19 protein-coding genes are annotated in these 14,681 nt (G+C 30.2%); 15 read left to right on the forward strand and 4 right to left on the reverse strand.

Annotated elements, in window-relative coordinates:
- Positions 1–119: 119 nt before the first annotated feature.
- The 10 genes from L21TH_RS04280 (at position 120) to L21TH_RS04320 (ending at position 6,905) form a co-directional block, all read left to right on the forward strand.
- Positions 120–1,547 carry an aminotransferase class I/II-fold pyridoxal phosphate-dependent enzyme gene (locus L21TH_RS04280; protein WP_006310376.1) on the forward strand — a complete coding sequence of 476 codons (1,428 nt, stop codon included), beginning with the start codon at positions 120–122 and terminating at the stop codon, positions 1,545–1,547.
- 47 nt (positions 1,548–1,594) lie between these two features.
- Positions 1,595–1,735: a dTMP kinase gene (locus L21TH_RS15195; RefSeq protein ID WP_423219131.1), complete on the forward strand. Its 141-nt coding sequence runs from the start codon at positions 1,595–1,597 to the stop codon at positions 1,733–1,735.
- Complete coding sequence (tmk, locus tag L21TH_RS04285) at positions 1,677–2,228, forward strand: dTMP kinase (protein ID WP_006310383.1); 552 nt, start codon at positions 1,677–1,679, stop codon at positions 2,226–2,228. The genes L21TH_RS15195 and tmk overlap by 59 nt, the downstream gene beginning before the upstream one ends.
- 50 nt (positions 2,229–2,278) lie before the next feature.
- On the forward strand, positions 2,279–2,608 hold the full coding sequence (locus tag L21TH_RS04290; RefSeq protein ID WP_006310384.1) for a cyclic-di-AMP receptor: 330 nt from the start codon (positions 2,279–2,281) through the stop codon (positions 2,606–2,608).
- A gap of 99 nt (positions 2,609–2,707) precedes the next feature.
- A complete protein-coding gene (gene holB, locus L21TH_RS04295) occupies positions 2,708–3,688 on the forward strand; it encodes a DNA polymerase III subunit delta' (RefSeq protein ID WP_006310385.1) in 981 nt (326 codons plus the stop codon).
- Between the two features lie 2 nt (positions 3,689–3,690).
- Positions 3,691–4,509 (forward strand): PSP1 domain-containing protein, encoded by an 819-nt coding sequence (locus L21TH_RS04300; protein WP_006310386.1) that lies wholly within the window; start codon positions 3,691–3,693, stop codon positions 4,507–4,509.
- A gap of 240 nt (positions 4,510–4,749) precedes the next feature.
- A complete protein-coding gene (locus L21TH_RS04305; protein WP_006310389.1) occupies positions 4,750–4,920 on the forward strand; it encodes a 4Fe-4S binding protein in 171 nt (56 codons plus the stop codon).
- Between the two features lie 135 nt (positions 4,921–5,055).
- Positions 5,056–5,802, forward strand: coding sequence for a tRNA1(Val) (adenine(37)-N6)-methyltransferase (locus L21TH_RS04310; protein ID WP_006310390.1), 747 nt, complete (start codon positions 5,056–5,058; stop codon positions 5,800–5,802).
- Between the two features lie 16 nt (positions 5,803–5,818).
- Positions 5,819–6,673 (forward strand): 16S rRNA (cytidine(1402)-2'-O)-methyltransferase, encoded by an 855-nt coding sequence (rsmI, locus tag L21TH_RS04315; protein ID WP_006310391.1) that lies wholly within the window; start codon positions 5,819–5,821, stop codon positions 6,671–6,673.
- A gap of 31 nt (positions 6,674–6,704) precedes the next feature.
- Positions 6,705–6,905 (forward strand): DUF1858 domain-containing protein, encoded by a 201-nt coding sequence (locus tag L21TH_RS04320; RefSeq protein WP_006310392.1) that lies wholly within the window; start codon positions 6,705–6,707, stop codon positions 6,903–6,905.
- A 41-nt stretch (positions 6,906–6,946) separates the two neighbouring features.
- On the opposite strand, the gene L21TH_RS04325 is transcribed toward L21TH_RS04320, so the two are convergent.
- The gene (locus tag L21TH_RS04325; RefSeq protein ID WP_006310393.1) at positions 6,947–7,186 is read right to left on the reverse strand and encodes an AbrB/MazE/SpoVT family DNA-binding domain-containing protein; all 240 of its coding nucleotides are present in this window, start codon (positions 7,184–7,186) and stop codon (positions 6,947–6,949) included.
- A gap of 167 nt (positions 7,187–7,353) precedes the next feature.
- On the opposite strand from L21TH_RS04325, the gene L21TH_RS04330 reads away from it, so the two are divergent.
- From L21TH_RS04330 to L21TH_RS04340, 3 genes are all read left to right on the forward strand, one after another.
- Positions 7,354–8,370: a DNA double-strand break repair nuclease NurA gene (locus L21TH_RS04330; RefSeq protein WP_006310394.1), complete on the forward strand. Its 1,017-nt coding sequence runs from the start codon at positions 7,354–7,356 to the stop codon at positions 8,368–8,370.
- A gap of 250 nt (positions 8,371–8,620) precedes the next feature.
- The gene (locus L21TH_RS04335) at positions 8,621–10,471 is read left to right on the forward strand and encodes an ATP-binding protein (RefSeq protein WP_006310395.1); all 1,851 of its coding nucleotides are present in this window, start codon (positions 8,621–8,623) and stop codon (positions 10,469–10,471) included.
- 15 nt (positions 10,472–10,486) lie between these two features.
- Positions 10,487–11,905, forward strand: a complete 1,419-nt coding sequence (locus L21TH_RS04340; RefSeq protein WP_006310396.1) for a CCA tRNA nucleotidyltransferase — start codon at positions 10,487–10,489, stop codon at positions 11,903–11,905.
- Between the two features lie 55 nt (positions 11,906–11,960).
- On the opposite strand, the gene L21TH_RS04345 is transcribed toward L21TH_RS04340, so the two are convergent.
- The 3 genes from L21TH_RS04345 to L21TH_RS04355 are packed head-to-tail and all read right to left on the reverse strand — an operon-like array spanning position 11,961 to position 13,238.
- Entirely contained in the window at positions 11,961–12,608 is a 648-nt protein-coding gene (locus tag L21TH_RS04345) for a peroxiredoxin (protein ID WP_006310398.1), read from the reverse strand.
- Positions 12,609–12,630: 22 nt separating this feature from the next.
- The gene (locus L21TH_RS04350; protein WP_006310400.1) at positions 12,631–13,044 is read right to left on the reverse strand and encodes a Fur family transcriptional regulator; all 414 of its coding nucleotides are present in this window, start codon (positions 13,042–13,044) and stop codon (positions 12,631–12,633) included.
- A gap of 26 nt (positions 13,045–13,070) precedes the next feature.
- Entirely contained in the window at positions 13,071–13,238 is a 168-nt protein-coding gene (locus L21TH_RS04355; RefSeq protein ID WP_278244289.1) for a MarR family transcriptional regulator, read from the reverse strand.
- A 216-nt stretch (positions 13,239–13,454) separates the two neighbouring features.
- On the opposite strand from L21TH_RS04355, the gene L21TH_RS04360 reads away from it, so the two are divergent.
- Together L21TH_RS04360 and L21TH_RS04365 are read left to right on the forward strand one after the other, a co-directional pair.
- Positions 13,455–14,069 carry a nucleoside recognition domain-containing protein gene (locus L21TH_RS04360; RefSeq protein ID WP_242826500.1) on the forward strand — a complete coding sequence of 205 codons (615 nt, stop codon included), beginning with the start codon at positions 13,455–13,457 and terminating at the stop codon, positions 14,067–14,069.
- The gene (locus L21TH_RS04365; RefSeq protein WP_423219132.1) at positions 14,066–14,608 is read left to right on the forward strand and encodes a spore maturation protein; all 543 of its coding nucleotides are present in this window, start codon (positions 14,066–14,068) and stop codon (positions 14,606–14,608) included. The genes L21TH_RS04360 and L21TH_RS04365 overlap by 4 nt, the downstream gene beginning before the upstream one ends.
- Positions 14,609–14,681: the final 73 nt, after the last annotated feature.

Below are 14,681 nucleotides of genomic sequence, written 5' to 3' on the forward strand. Positions count from 1 at the left end.
AGGCTACTAACTACTAACAACGAACTACTAACTAACAAATCGACGAAGTCGACTTTGTTCATTAAAAACGAAGGAAAATAAAAAAATCAGTAGAATATATAAAGTAGGAGGAGTTTTTTATGAATACACCTATTATAAATGGATTAAAAAAATATATTAATGAAAATAATATTAGATTCCATATGCCAGGACATAAAGGAGAGAATGCTTTATTAGACTTGGGTAAACTTATACCTGAAATAGATGTAACAGAGGTAAGTGGTACAGATAATTTACACAACCCCACATCTATTATACATAAAAGTCAGCAGCTAGCTAAAGAAACCTTTGAAGCTAAAGCTACATTTTACTCTATAAATGGAACAACAGCTGGTATTTATTCAGCTATAATGTCAGTTACAAAACCAGGAGATAAAATATTGATACAAAGGAATTCCCATAGGTCAGTTTACAATGCTGCGATACTTGGGAATCTTAAAACAACGTATATTTATCCTAACTATAGAAAAGAAGATAAAGTAGCTACTGGTATAAATCCAGAAGATGTGGAAAATGCATTAAAAACAGATAGTGATATAAAGGCTGTAGTTATCACTTATCCATCTTATTATGGAATATGTAGCGATATTAAAGAAATTTCTAAAATAGTTCATAAATATAATAAAATATTAATAGTAGACGAAGCTCATGGTGCTCATTTAAAATTTAGTGATAGACTACCTATATCGGCCTTAGAAGCAGGTGCAGATATAGTTATTCAAAGTACTCATAAGACATTACCAGCATTTACTCAAAGCTCTATGGTTCATGTAGGTACAGAAAGAGTTGATATTGAAAGATTAAAAACTATGCTTTCTATATATCAAACTACCAGTCCTTCTTATATATTAATGGCTTCACTAGATTTAGCTAGAGCATATATGGAGACAGAGGGAAAACAAAGATTAGATAATCTTATTGACAATATAGAGAAGTGGACAACATATCTAAAAGAAATAAAGGGAGTTAATATTTTCGATAAAAACAATATAGCCGATGACAACTTTTATGATTTTGATAAAACAAAGATAATGATAGACCTTACAGATATAAATATAACAGGAAAGCACCTTGAGACTATACTAAGAGAAGACTATAAAATACAATTAGAAATGGCTGATAATTATTATGGAGTAGCCCTTACAACTGTATTAGACCAAGAAGAAAATATTGAAAAATTAGCAAAAGCAATAGAAGATATATCTAAAAAAGAGAAATATAGAGAATCTAAAATCTATGATATATCTATAAAAAGTATAAAACCTGAAATAAATTTGAGTTTATACGATGCATTTAATAAAGATACTGAGATTGAGTATTTACAAAAAAGTGTAGGCCGAATATCAGGAAGCTTCATAATACCTTATCCGCCAGGGATACCAATTCTATGTCATGGAGAAATAATAACAGAAGAAATTATAGATTATATTGAAAATTTAAAGAAAAACAATATAGAGTTTTTAGGATTTGTAGATAATAATAACGCTCAATTAAAAGTGATAAAGTAAGTAATAAAAACAAAAGAGTAACTATTGATTGAAAGGAATGATATAAAATGAATGGATTATTTATAACATTAGAAGGACCAGATGGCTCAGGCAAAAGCACAATAGTGAAACGACTTACTACTTACTTAAATGAAAAGGAATACGATATTATTACAACTAGAGAAACCAGGGGGAACAAGAATAAGTGAAAAGATAAGAGATATTATATTAGATAATGAAAATATTGAAATGTCCTTTGTTACAGAAGCCTTATTATATGCTGCATCTAGAGCTCAACATGTTCATGAAAAAATATTACCAGCATTAAAAGAAGGAAAAATAATAATATGTGAACGATTTGTACATTCAAGCTTAGTTTATCAAGGCATTGGTCGAGGTATAGGTATAGAAAAGATAAAAGAGATTAATGATTTTGCCATTCAAGGTGTAAAGCCTGATATAACACTATTCTTTAATATAGACCCTGAAGTAGCATTAAAGAGGAAAACTTCAAAGAATAGAGGAGATAGGCTAGAGCAAGAAGACATTAATTTTCACAAAGAGGTATATAAAGGCTATTTAAAAATAAAAGAAATGTATCCTGATGAAATCAAATTAATAGACGCAAGTAAAAATATAGAAGAGGTATTTGAGCAAATAAAAAAAGCTATTGAGCCTTTATTACAAGACCTTGAAAGTTAAGGATTTTAACCTTATATTATTAATCTAGGTATAAAAGGGGAGGGGTTTTCGTGAAATTAATTATTGCTATTGTTCAAGATGAAGATGCTCCAAAACTTGTTGAGAGTTTAATGAAAAATAATTTTGGAGTAACTAAATTAGCATCTACAGGGGGATTTTTAAGAGCAGGAAATACTACTTTAATAATTGGTGTTAAGAAAGAAAGGTTAGACGAAGCTATTGGTATAATAAAAAAATTATGCAAATCAAGAAAGCGTGTAACTACATCACCTGCGCCTAATACCTGGTCAGCTGGTGTATACATGCCATATCCTGTGGAAGTTAATGTAGGAGGAGCGACTATTTTTGTTGTAGATGTAGAAGATTTTCAAAAGATATAATTAAATCATATACAGATTAATATATTTGTTTGTGATATAATATAGACTATGTATTTGAGATAATATACAAGACAACTCCAAAGTAGGAAGAGGATAAATATGAACTTCAAAGATATTATAGGTCAAGAAAAGATAGTAAAAAATCTTCAATCAGCGATAAAGAACAATAGTATAGCCCATAGTTATCTTTTTGAGGGACCAGAGTCAATAGGTAAAAGTAAATTAGGGAAAGCTTTTGCAAAAACATTATTATGCAAAGAAAATGGTGTAGAACCTTGTGATAAGTGTTCATCATGTATTAAAATTGATTCAGGTAATCATCCAGATTTATTTATAGTAGGACCTTCAGGTAATTCTTTTAAGAAAGAGCAGGTTGATGAAATTCAGAGAAATATGAGAATTTTACCATATGAAGGCAATAGAAAGGTGTTTATACTTGAAGATATACAAAAAATGACTCAAGAGGCTGAGAATGGTTTCTTAAAAACATTAGAAGAGCCTCCAGAGTATGCTATAATAATAATGACTGTTACTAATAGCTATAGTATTTTACCTACTATTGTTTCGAGGTGTCAGATAATAAAATTTAATCCTGTTCAAAATAACAAAATAGAGCAGGTATTAGTTAATAAATATAATAAATCTAGTGAAGAAGCTAGATTTATAGCTTCTTTTTCAAATGGAATAGTTGGAAAAGCTATAAAACTAGCAGAATCTGAAGATTTTAAAAACTTGAGAGAAGAAGTAATTTCTGTTATAAACGATACGCTTAATAGTGATAAATTTAGAGTGTTTAGTATTAGTCAATTTTTTGAACAAAATAAAGAATATATAGACGATATACTGGATATGATGCTTATATGGTTTAGAGATTTATTAATCGTAAAGGAAATGGCTGATGCTAAATTTGTAATAAATAAAGATAAAACAGATATTCTTAATGACCAAAGCTTAAAGCTTTCAAGAAGTAAACTACATGATATAATAGAAGAAGTGAAAAAAACGAAGAACAATATAGCTTCAAATGTTAATTATCAATTAGCTATTGAAGTTATGCTTCTGAAAATTCAGGAGGTATAATTATGGTTACAGTTGTAGGAGTAAGATTTAAGAAAGCGGGTAAAATATATTATTTTGACCCTGATAATATAGATATAAAAGAGGGGGACAATGTTATTTTAGAAACAGCTAGAGGGATTGAGTTTGGTCAAGTAGTAGTTGGCCCTAAGGAAGTAAATGAAGAAGAAATAGTACCTCCTCTTAAAAAAGTTATAAGATTAGCAACAGAAGAGGATAAAGAAAAACATAAAGAGAATAAAGAAAAGGAAAAAGAAGCTTTTGATATATGTTTGAAGAAAATAGAAGAACATGGATTGAAAATGAAACTAATAGATGTAGAATACACATTTGATAACAATAAAGTTATATTCTATTTTACTGCAGATGGAAGAGTTGATTTTAGAGAATTAGTAAAAGACTTAGCTTCAATATTTAGAACTAGAATAGAATTAAGACAGATTGGAGTTAGAGACGAAGCCAAGATGATAGGTGGCTTAGGTCCATGTGGTAGACCTATGTGCTGTGCATCTTTTCTAGGAGAATTTGAACCAGTATCTATAAAAATGGCAAAAGAGCAAAATTTATCACTAAACCCAGCTAAGATTTCTGGTATTTGTGGAAGACTTATGTGTTGTTTAAAATTTGAGCATAAAACGTATCAAAAGTCTTTGGAAAATATGCCAGAGGTAGGAACAATAGTATCTACTCCTAAAGGAAAAGGTACAGTATGCGAAACTAATGTATTATTAGAATCTGTAAAGGTTAAGCTTGTATCTGAGGATGATACTGAAGAGATAGTTCCATTTGCAACAGACCAAATTGAAGTAATAGAGAATGAATAAAAGAGGTCTAAAGATAGACCTCTTTTTAGAGACTTTATTGCTATATAGAATAATTAAGGGTTTATAGTAAAAAATTCTATGACTCTATATATTGTATTTCTCTAAATATTAATATGTATTTTAGTTTAAAATACAATATAGAATATAAAACTTTCAAAAATACTTTTAATACTCAATAATAAATGTTAAAATAAAAAGGTACACTAGTTATAGTGTTATTTCCTGAAGGAGGTGAACCTAATGGCTTACAAAATCACAGATGCTTGCATCAGCTGTGGAGCTTGTGAACCAGAATGTCCAGTTGGTGTAATCAGTGCAGGAGATGACAAATACGTAATCGATGCTGAAGGATGTATTGAGTGTGGAGCATGCGCAAATGTATGCCCTGTAGATGCACCAGTACAAGAGTAATAAATTTTTTAATACATAAAGACCCGTGTTAACGGGTCTTTTGTAATATATAAAAAAGTTAATCTGTGTTTTATAATATTGATTAAATGATATAATACAGATAAAGCCATGAACCAATGACAAGGAGAGAGATAGATGAATGAAGTTAATCTAAAACCAAATGAAAGAATAGATGACCTTCAATTGAAAGGTCTTAAAATAATACAAAATCCTAAATGGTTTTGTTTCGGAATGGATGCTGTTTTATTAGCAAACTATTGTGATATAAAGCCTAATTCTACAGTGGTTGACCTTGGTACAGGAACAGGTATAATACCGTTGATTATTTGGGGTAAAAATAAAGTGAAAAAGATATATGGGATAGAGATACAACAAGAAGTAGCAGAAATGGCTCAAAGAACTGTAAAAATGAATAAAATAGTAGAATATATAGAGATACTTAATATAGATTTAAGAAATGCATTAGAGACATTAGGAGTCAATAAATACGATGTAGTTACAAGTAATCCACCATATAAAATCGTTGGAGCCGGTAAAATAAATCCTGAAGATAAAAAAGCCATATCAAGACATGAAATAATGTGTACATTAGAGGACGTAATAAGGGTTGCTAGTAGACTATTAAAACATAACGGTAGATTCTTTTTAGTTCATAGGCCTGATAGAATAGTGGATATAATGTGTTTACTTAGAAAATATAAACTAGAGCCTAAAGCTATTAGGTTTGTTCATCCTAAAGTAGGTAAAAAACCTAATTTAGTTTTAATAAAGAGTATTAAAGCTGCAAAACCAGAACTGAAATTTCAAGACCCACTATATGTGTATAATGATGATGGAACCTATACAGATGAAATCTATGAGATATACGGAATGGAAAAGTAGAGAAAGGAGAGGTAACTTGGCAAATAAAAGTACACTTTATATATGCCCGACTCCTATAGGAAACTTAGATGATATAACTATAAGGGTACTTAATATTTTAAAAGAAGTTGATTTAATAGCAGCAGAAGATACAAGACATACTATAAAGCTTTTAAATCATTTTAATATAAAAAAGCCATTGACGAGTTATCATGAGCATAATAAAAAAGAAAAAGGAAGGGTACTTATAGATAAATTATTAAATGGAGAAAATATAGCTTTAGTTTCAGATGCAGGTATGCCAGGAATATCAGATCCTGGAGAAGATTTGATAAGACAAGCGATAGAAAATGATATAAATGTAGTTGGACTACCAGGAGCTACAGCTTCTATATTGGCTTTAGTAGTATCAGGATTGCCAACAGATAAGTTTGTATTTGAAGGGTTTTTATCATCAAAGAAAAAAGAGAGAAAAGAAAGTCTTACTGAACTAAAAAGAGAAAAAAGGACAATCATATTGTATGAATCACCACATCGGTTAAAAGCACTTTTAAAGGATATAGTTGAAGTTCTAGGAGATAGAGAAATAGCTGTTGTAAGGGAGCTTACTAAAAAATATGAGGAAGTATTTAGGGGTACTGTTAGTGAAGCCATAAAAAAAATTAATAAAGAAGGAGTTAGGGGAGAATTTGTAGTAGTAATTAAAGGAGCAGAAAATGACCAAATAAAAGATGAAGAAAAAGAACTATGGCTTGATATAAGTATTAAAGAACATATAATATTATATATAAATAAAGGTTTCAGTAAAAAAGAAGCAATAAAAAAAGTATCAGTAGAACGTGGAATACCTAAAAGAGAGGTTTATAAAGAAGCTATAGAAATTCAAGTTTAGGAATTTTTGTCGAATGAGGGGAGTAGACTTTATGAAAAGGTTTACAGAAGATATGCATATGTATGATATTATTAAGGAGGATATAAGGGCCATAGAAGTGTTTGAAAGGCATGGAATGAATTGTAGCAGCTGTAATGCAGTATATACAGGTACATTAAAGGATGCAGCAATAATTCATCATATATCTATAAACCAACTACTTGATGAATTAAATAATTTAGATAAAGAGTAGACAAAAAAGAATAAAAGCAGCAAACGCTGCTTTTATGTAGGTTATTTTTTTAGTTCTTCTATACAGCTTGGACAGATGTTTTTACCCTTAAAAGAAACTACATCTTTAGCTTGTCCACAGAAGATGCATGCTGGAGCATATTTCTTTAGAATTATTTGTTCACCTTCTACGTAGATTTCTAAAGAGTCTTTTTCAGCTATGTCGAAAGTATTTCTAAGTTCTTTTGGGATAACAATTCTTCCAAGCTCGTCCACTTTTCTTACTATACCTGTTGATTTCATTTTTTCTACCTCCTACATAAGTTTATTTTTATTGTATCATATTGAATTTATTTACAGTGCATAAATCGACAAAATTCATCAATTAAAATTGTACCATTGATTCCAATAAAAGTCAACACATTTTTACAAATTTTTTAAAGAAAATATTATTTTAGGAGTTGAAAATCATGCTTGAGATAAGTAAAGAACTTAAGGATAAGATAATTGAACTTAATGACATATTAAACAAAAATTATAAAATAATAAAGGATATTAAACGAAAAGACAAGAGAAACTTTGTCGAAAGCAATGTAGGTAAAATTGAAAAAGTGAATAGATTAATGTCGAAAAAATTAGAACAAATTTCTAATAAAGGTGGTATTGTAGGAGTAGATGGTTCAAGAAATAAATTAGGAGGAACGTATCCTCATTTTGTAGAAGTATTTCAAGGACTAGCTAAAAGCACTATTAAGAAGGACAATCCTATATTTGAAGCAGATTTTTATACTCCTATTTGTTCGGAAAAGGAAAAAGATATATTATTTCATATTTCAAAAGAAAATCCATCAAAAGAGGAAATTAGCTCTTTTATAAGAAATTATAAATTAGCATATATTGAATTAGAGGTTGCCATTAAAGCAGTAGACCAACTACAACCATATGTAATAATGATGGATGGTTCACTTATAAGATATAAGATAGAGTGTACAGAAAAATGGTATGACCTAAGGAAAAAGTGTGAGGAAAATAATATTATACTTATTGGAGTTATCAAAGATATAAAAACAAGTATAATTGGTGATAAATTAATAGAAGAAGGTGTAATACCTGCTAATATAGATTACTTATATGATAGAGAAATTTTATATGGACTATTAGATTATGGTGAAATGATAATTATTGATGAAGATAATTTAGTTGAAAAAAAGGATGATTTTAATTCTTGCTTTATAAGAACCTCGAAGGAGCCAACAGTAATAGGAATGGATATATTAAATAGTCAAAAAGATTTTATTAAGGAAATGGCCGATTTAGTATTTACTTTAACTCCTGAAAAAAGTAGAGGAGTTCCTATGTGGTTAGATATTGTTGATAACGAAGTAAAAATATCAGATAACATGATGAAGGGATTATTAGAAAAATATCTTGATAGAGATATACTGGAGAAATTATTTATTTCAGAGAGAAGTAAGAGGACGTTGTAAATAACAGGTATCAGGTACTGGATACTAGGTATGGGAAATGAAATGTAAAATTGTTTGGATATTAGCTAGTGGTAAGTAGTTAGTAGTAATAAGGATAAAAGAAAAATGATATTCCTTCGTCGATGGATGCTATCTTCTTTGATTAGAGTTTTATACTATTTGTTGTCGAGGGACGCCCACGTCCCTCGACTAAATCTACATACTACGAACTAAGAGCCAAGAGCTACGAACTAAAAAAAGGAGGTTAAATATGAAGGTTGTAGGTGTAACTACACAGCAAGAAGCCCATATTGCATCAAATGAAAGACCCTTTAGGATAAATGAAGTTTTAATAATCATGGATAAATTACAAGGAGAGTTAATGGGAGAAGTTGTAGAAACTAAATCATATAATAGATATATACCTTTAAATATAAACGGAGGTATGGTTGATTCCTCAGTTATAGAGTCATTAAAGGCTATAGGATATAGTATAGATGATGAAACTATACATATAGCTAAAATAAGACTTCTTGAGGAAGCACAGTATCCTGTAGAGACTGGTTCAGACATAAGAATACCTGAGTTCGAAGAGGTAAAGGGACTTATGATAAACTGCTCTCCTAGGGAAGGATTAGTAGCTGGAGTGATTAAAAGTACTGAAGAAATGACAAATGGAATGGATAATTCGCTACAGGATATAGCACCACTATTTGAAGATGGTAGATTAAAAGAACAAAGGGGCATTCCATTTATATTTGATATTAAGTCAATGCATCAGTATCCCCATATAGGGATATTTGGAGGTTCAGGTTCAGGTAAGTCATTTGGTATGAGGGTTCTATTAGAAGAAATTATGAAACTGAACATACCAACTGTAGTATTAGACCCTCATTTTGAAATGGATTTTTCTACTTGTGCCGATTATTTAGAAGAAAAATATAAAACAGACTTTAAAAATAAATTTAAATGTCTGCAAATAGGTTATCATGTAGGTGTTAACTTCAGTGATATTTCAACTGAAGACTTAAAGAATCTATTAGGAGCTTCAGGTTCTCTTTCTGATGCGATGAGTAATGTTGTAGATGTATTACACAAAAGAAGGGACTCATATCAAAGCTTTTATGACAGGTTGAAAATGCTTTCTGAAGCTCAAGATATGGGCTCAATAGCTAAAATGGATAGAATTATTCAAAGCTGTGATAATCACGTTGAAAGAGAAAGATGGAAACAATGTAAAGAATTATTTGAGAAATATGATAAATCCTGTCCCAGCAGTTCAGTGAAGGGGATAATATGGAGGCTTACAAGATTATATAATGATGGAGTTTTTAGTAACGATATTAGAGAGATAATAGATGGCATAAAGGCTGGTAAATTAGTAGTAATTCAAGGTAATATTAGATTATTACAAGTGTTTGCTACTTATCTTTTAGGTAGTATTTATCGTAAAAGAAGAGATTATAAGGATGCACAGTATAAAAATGCTGCAGCAGATTATTTTCCACCGTTTATAATAGCAACAGATGAAGCTCATAACTTTGCACCTAAAGCATATGATTCCCCAACAAAATCTGTTTTAAAGGAGATTTCTCAAGAGGGAAGAAAATATGGAGTATTTTTAATTTTAGCTACACAAAGACCAACATTACTAGATGAAACAATAACTGCCCAATTAAGTACAAAATTTGTATTTAGAATAGTAAGAAGCTCAGATATACAAACTATAAAAGAGGAAACTGATTTAACTAATGAAGAAGCAAAAAGGCTTCCATACCTAAAGTCTGGAGATGCTTTTATTTCATCAGCTATTATTGGAAGAACGATACCTGTTAGAATAAGGGCGGCAAAAACTAGTAGTCCTCATACAGAAAATCCTTTTGACGAGTTAGTTAACCAAAGAACTGAAGAAGAGAAGAAGTTTTTAAAACTGATAAAGGAAAAATTACCTATAACAGATGTGAATATCAATCAAGTATTAGAAGAAATAGAAAGTCAAACAGACCATAGTGTAACCTTTGATGTGGACTTCTTAAAAAGTAGATTAGAAGAGCTTGTTGAGCAAGGAAAGATAAGAAAGAAAAAGACAGCTTTTTGTGTATCCTATGAAGAAATAAGCTAAGTTGGGGATGATACAATGGATTTTATATTAAAGGAACTAAAGAGGGTTAGTATAGAAAAAGATGTAAAAATATATGTGGTAGGTGGATATGTAAGAAATCTTATATTAAATACACCTAGTGAAGATATTGACTGTGTGATTTCAGAAAGAGTAGAAGAAGTAGTTAATACTTTTGCTGATAGACTAAGTAAAAAGGTTATTAGCTTAGGTGAAGAAGATAAGCTGTATAGGATAGTGGACAAAAACAATAATATCCAAATAGACTTTACTAGTATGAAAGGAAATTCAATAGAACAGGATTTGTTTAAAAGAGATTTTACGTTAAATAGTTTGGCTGTCGACGTATATGATTTAGATAATTATAAAGATAAAATTATAGACCCAACTAATGGATTAGAGGATATTAATAATGGTATCATAAGACATGTATATGATGATGCTTTTATTGATGACCCTATTAGAATGCTTAGAGCAGTAAGATTTATGTCTGAATTTAACTTTAGATTACATGACAGCACAAAGAGATTGATTAATAAACATAAAAGTCATATAAAAAAAATGCCTGGGGAGAGAATAACTCAAGAGCTATTTAAAATTTTAAATAACAAAAATACTTCATATTATTTTCATTTTATGGAAAAAGAGCTTGATATTTTACAAGAAGTTTTTCCAGAAATAATTGAAATGAGAGATGTAGGGGAATGTAAGTATCATGTAGTAGATAGCTTAACACATTCTTTATATACCCTTGAAGTCATAGAGGATATTATATATGCAGATAATTACTTTGAAGAGCATATCAGAAGGGCTTATGAGAACCATGTAAATGAAGAGATATCTTCAAACCATAGTCGTCTATCATTAATAAAAATGGGAGCTTTCTTTCATGATATAGGTAAGCCTTCGGCAAAGAAAGTCGATAAAACAGGCAGAGTTAGATTCAGAGGTCATGAAATAACTGGAGCTGAGATTGTAAAGTCTATTGCTGAAAGGCTTAGATTAAGTATAAAGGAAAGAGACTTATTATATAAGTATGTGTCTAAGCATATGTATCCTTTGGTAATATATAAAAGTAACGATGTAAGTGGTAAGACCTTATATAAAATGTTTTCGGAATTAAAGAATGATACATTAGATATTTTACTTATATCTTTAGCTGACATAATAGCTACTAGGAAACTTCTTGACCCTAAAGAAGATATGGGAAAATATAAGGTGTTTACAGAATATCTAGCCAATAATTATCTTACAAGGTTTAAAGATATAGAAAAAATTTCAGATGTAATTACTGGAAGGGAAATATTAGAGAACTTTCAATTAGATGAAGAAGTAATGATAGGTGATATTCTAGAAGAAGTAAAAAAGGCAATATACAATGGCAAGGTAAGTCGTAGGAAAAAAGATGTATTAAAATATATTGAAGATATACTATAATTTGATATATAATAAGGGTTGTAGATTTTATCTACAACCCTTTAATAACCCTTAATTATTTATCAAGTTTTTTATAGCAGAACCACCAGTCGAAGTTTTCATATTCTTTTGTTCTTTCTTCTGCAGTTTTCATATCAGCGGCTGGTGGGATTATTACATTATCTTCGATTAATTCATTTTCAGGCCAACCTGCAGGCATTGCTACACCTTCATTATCTGAAACTTGAAGTGCTTTAACCATTCTTACTATTTCATCCATATTTCTTCCAAGCTCTTGTGGATAGTAAAGGATAGCTCTAGTTGTACCTTTAGGGTCAACTATAAATACTGCTCTTACTGTATTTGTTCCCTTTCCAGGGTGAATTAAACCTAATTTTGCAGCAACTTTACCAGTATCATCTGCTATTACTGGGAATTGAATTTCTACATCTAAATTTTCCCCAATCCATTGAACCCATTTAATGTGTGAGAAAACTTGGTCAATACTTAATCCAACAAGCTCACAGTTTAATGCTTTAAACTCTTTCATTCTTTTTTGAAAAGCTACGAACTCAGTAGTACATACAGGAGTGAAATCAGCTGGATGGCTGAATAGTACAAACCATTTTCCCTCCATATCATTTGGTAAAGTCATAGTACCATGGGTTGTTATAACCTCCATTTCAGGGAATTTGTCTCCAATAAGTGGCATTCTTTCAATCATGCTTACTCCTCCTTTAATTTTTTTATTTATTTTTTAAACAATCTTTACAAATACCCTTAAAATACACATGCTGGTCATTAATTTGAAAATTTTCAAGACCATCATAGGCTAAATTTGAGATATTAACATTAAAGTCATAAACCTTACCACACTTTTCACATTTAAAGTGACCATGTATTGAAGTATCGGCATCATATCTTGTTTCATTTTCTTCTATTGTTATTACAGTAGCCAAATTCTTTTCTATAAACAGATTTAATGTGTTATATACTGTTGTTTTAGATAATGTCGGTACTTCTTTTACAAGCTCTTTATAGATTTCATCCACTGTAGGATGAGTTCTATGCTCTAGTAAGTATTCAAGAATTTTTATTCTTTGATAAGATGGTTTGATTCCTTTTTCCATTAGATAACTGCGTATATCTTCTTTTTTCATTGAATATTCAACTCCTTTTAACGATGTTATCTAATACTATAATAACATCTTTTAGGAGAATATACCTTATCTTCTTTTTTTAATTTTTTTATAGCTTTATCAATTTCTTTTTTATCTATTCCTGCAATTTCTGATATTTCCTTAGATTTAAGTGCCTCTTCTGAAGTTTTGAGTACATCTAATACTTTTTCCATAATATCCACCTTATATCCCTCCTTTATGTACAAATTTATTTGTAATAATTCTGAATTTGTAATGATTACAATTTAAGAATATCAGATGAAGGTCTATGTGTCAAGACTTTTTTGGAAAAAATTTAAAAATTCATTACCAAACTTTATTTTGCATATAATTTGGTAGGGAATGAAAGTCACGAAGTGGCTTTTGGCTATTGGCTACTAAAAATAAAATTGGAGATTAGAATAGATAAAAAAGGAGAATTGATAATTGTGATTAATTACATATGGTTCTTTTTAATATTTATAGGTATGCTTGTTGCTATTTTTACAGGCAATATAGATGTGATTAACACAGCTGTTATAGAGGATACCCAAGAGGCTGTAATGTTTGCCATAGGACTTACGGGGATAATGGCAGTATGGCTTGGTTTAATGAATATAGCACAAAAGTCAGGGTTAATAAAGAGCTTTAGTAAAATATTAACACCAATTACTAATTTTTTATTTCCAGACATACCTAAAGATCATCCTGCAATAAGTGCAATCGTGATGAATATGGTTACTAATATGTTTGGAGCAGGAAATTCAGCTACAGCTTTGGGAGTAAAAGCTATGGAAGAGATGAATAATCTAAACACAGATAAGAAAAGGGCTACAAATGCAATGTGTATGTTTCTTGTGATTAATATGTCGTCAGTACAGTTAGTACCTTTGACTGTTTTAAAAATTAGAGCTGATGCAGGGTCGTTAAATCCAACTGAAATAATAGGTACGTCATTGATAGCTACAACTGTTTCAACTATAGTAGGGATATTCAGTGCTAAGCTACTTGAGAATAGAGGGTGAATATTTTGGTACAAATATTAAGCATAATATCCGTTTCTATTATACCTGTAATAATATCAATAATTTTGATACATGGATATATAAAAGATATAAACCTATATGACTGCTTTGTAGAAGGAGCAAAGGAGGGATTTAAGACTGCTATAAGGATAATGCCCTATCTTATAGCTATATTTGTAGCAATAGGGATATTCAAAAAGTCAGGAGCAATGGAGCTTTTAGTAAGTATATTTAAGCCAATTACAAATATTTTAGGTATACCCAATGAAGTTTTACCCCTCATTATAATGCGTCCAATATCAGGAAGTGGTTCTCTTGCCATAGTTAGGGATATAGTGACTACCTATGGTCCTGATTCTTTCGCCGGTAGAGTTGCCTCTACGATGATGGGTTCAGCAGAAACTATATTCTATACCATGGCTATATACTTTGGAGCTGTTGGAATAAAGAATTCAAGACATACATTAAAGGCAGCGTTATTGTCCCATTTGGCTGCAGTTATTGCATCTGTTGTTATATGTAGAATAGTATTTGGATAAAAGAAATGTAAAATTAACAGAAGTTTCGCATCTAAAAGATTTTAATGGGCGCTAGCCCTCAAGAATAGATTGT

This window comes from Caldisalinibacter kiritimatiensis (genome assembly GCF_000387765.1).
Classification (GTDB): domain Bacteria; phylum Bacillota; class Clostridia; order Tissierellales; family Caldisalinibacteraceae; genus Caldisalinibacter; species Caldisalinibacter kiritimatiensis.

Bases quoted from the DNA above. Each gene is read 5' to 3' on its own strand.
- L21TH_RS04280 (WP_006310376.1), top strand. From the start codon at position 120: ATGAATACACCTATTATAAATGGATTAAAAAAATATATTAATGAAAAT.
- L21TH_RS15195 (WP_423219131.1), top strand. From the start codon at position 1,595: ATGAATGGATTATTTATAACATTAGAAGGACCAGATGGCTCAGGCAAA.
- tmk (WP_006310383.1), top strand. From the start codon at position 1,677: ATGAAAAGGAATACGATATTATTACAACTAGAGAAACCAGGGGGAACA.
- holB (WP_006310385.1), top strand. From the start codon at position 2,708: ATGAACTTCAAAGATATTATAGGTCAAGAAAAGATAGTAAAAAATCTT.
- L21TH_RS04300 (WP_006310386.1), top strand. From the start codon at position 3,691: ATGGTTACAGTTGTAGGAGTAAGATTTAAGAAAGCGGGTAAAATATAT.
- L21TH_RS04305 (WP_006310389.1), top strand. From the start codon at position 4,750: ATGGCTTACAAAATCACAGATGCTTGCATCAGCTGTGGAGCTTGTGAA.
- L21TH_RS04310 (WP_006310390.1), top strand. From the start codon at position 5,056: ATGAATGAAGTTAATCTAAAACCAAATGAAAGAATAGATGACCTTCAA.
- L21TH_RS04320 (WP_006310392.1), top strand. From the start codon at position 6,705: ATGAAAAGGTTTACAGAAGATATGCATATGTATGATATTATTAAGGAG.
- L21TH_RS04325 (WP_006310393.1), bottom strand. From the start codon at position 7,186: ATGAAATCAACAGGTATAGTAAGAAAAGTGGACGAGCTTGGAAGAATT.
- L21TH_RS04330 (WP_006310394.1), top strand. From the start codon at position 7,354: ATGCTTGAGATAAGTAAAGAACTTAAGGATAAGATAATTGAACTTAAT.
- L21TH_RS04335 (WP_006310395.1), top strand. From the start codon at position 8,621: ATGAAGGTTGTAGGTGTAACTACACAGCAAGAAGCCCATATTGCATCA.
- L21TH_RS04340 (WP_006310396.1), top strand. From the start codon at position 10,487: ATGGATTTTATATTAAAGGAACTAAAGAGGGTTAGTATAGAAAAAGAT.
- L21TH_RS04345 (WP_006310398.1), bottom strand. From the start codon at position 12,608: ATGATTGAAAGAATGCCACTTATTGGAGACAAATTCCCTGAAATGGAG.
- L21TH_RS04350 (WP_006310400.1), bottom strand. From the start codon at position 13,044: ATGAAAAAAGAAGATATACGCAGTTATCTAATGGAAAAAGGAATCAAA.
- L21TH_RS04355 (WP_278244289.1), bottom strand. From the start codon at position 13,238: ATGGAAAAAGTATTAGATGTACTCAAAACTTCAGAAGAGGCACTTAAA.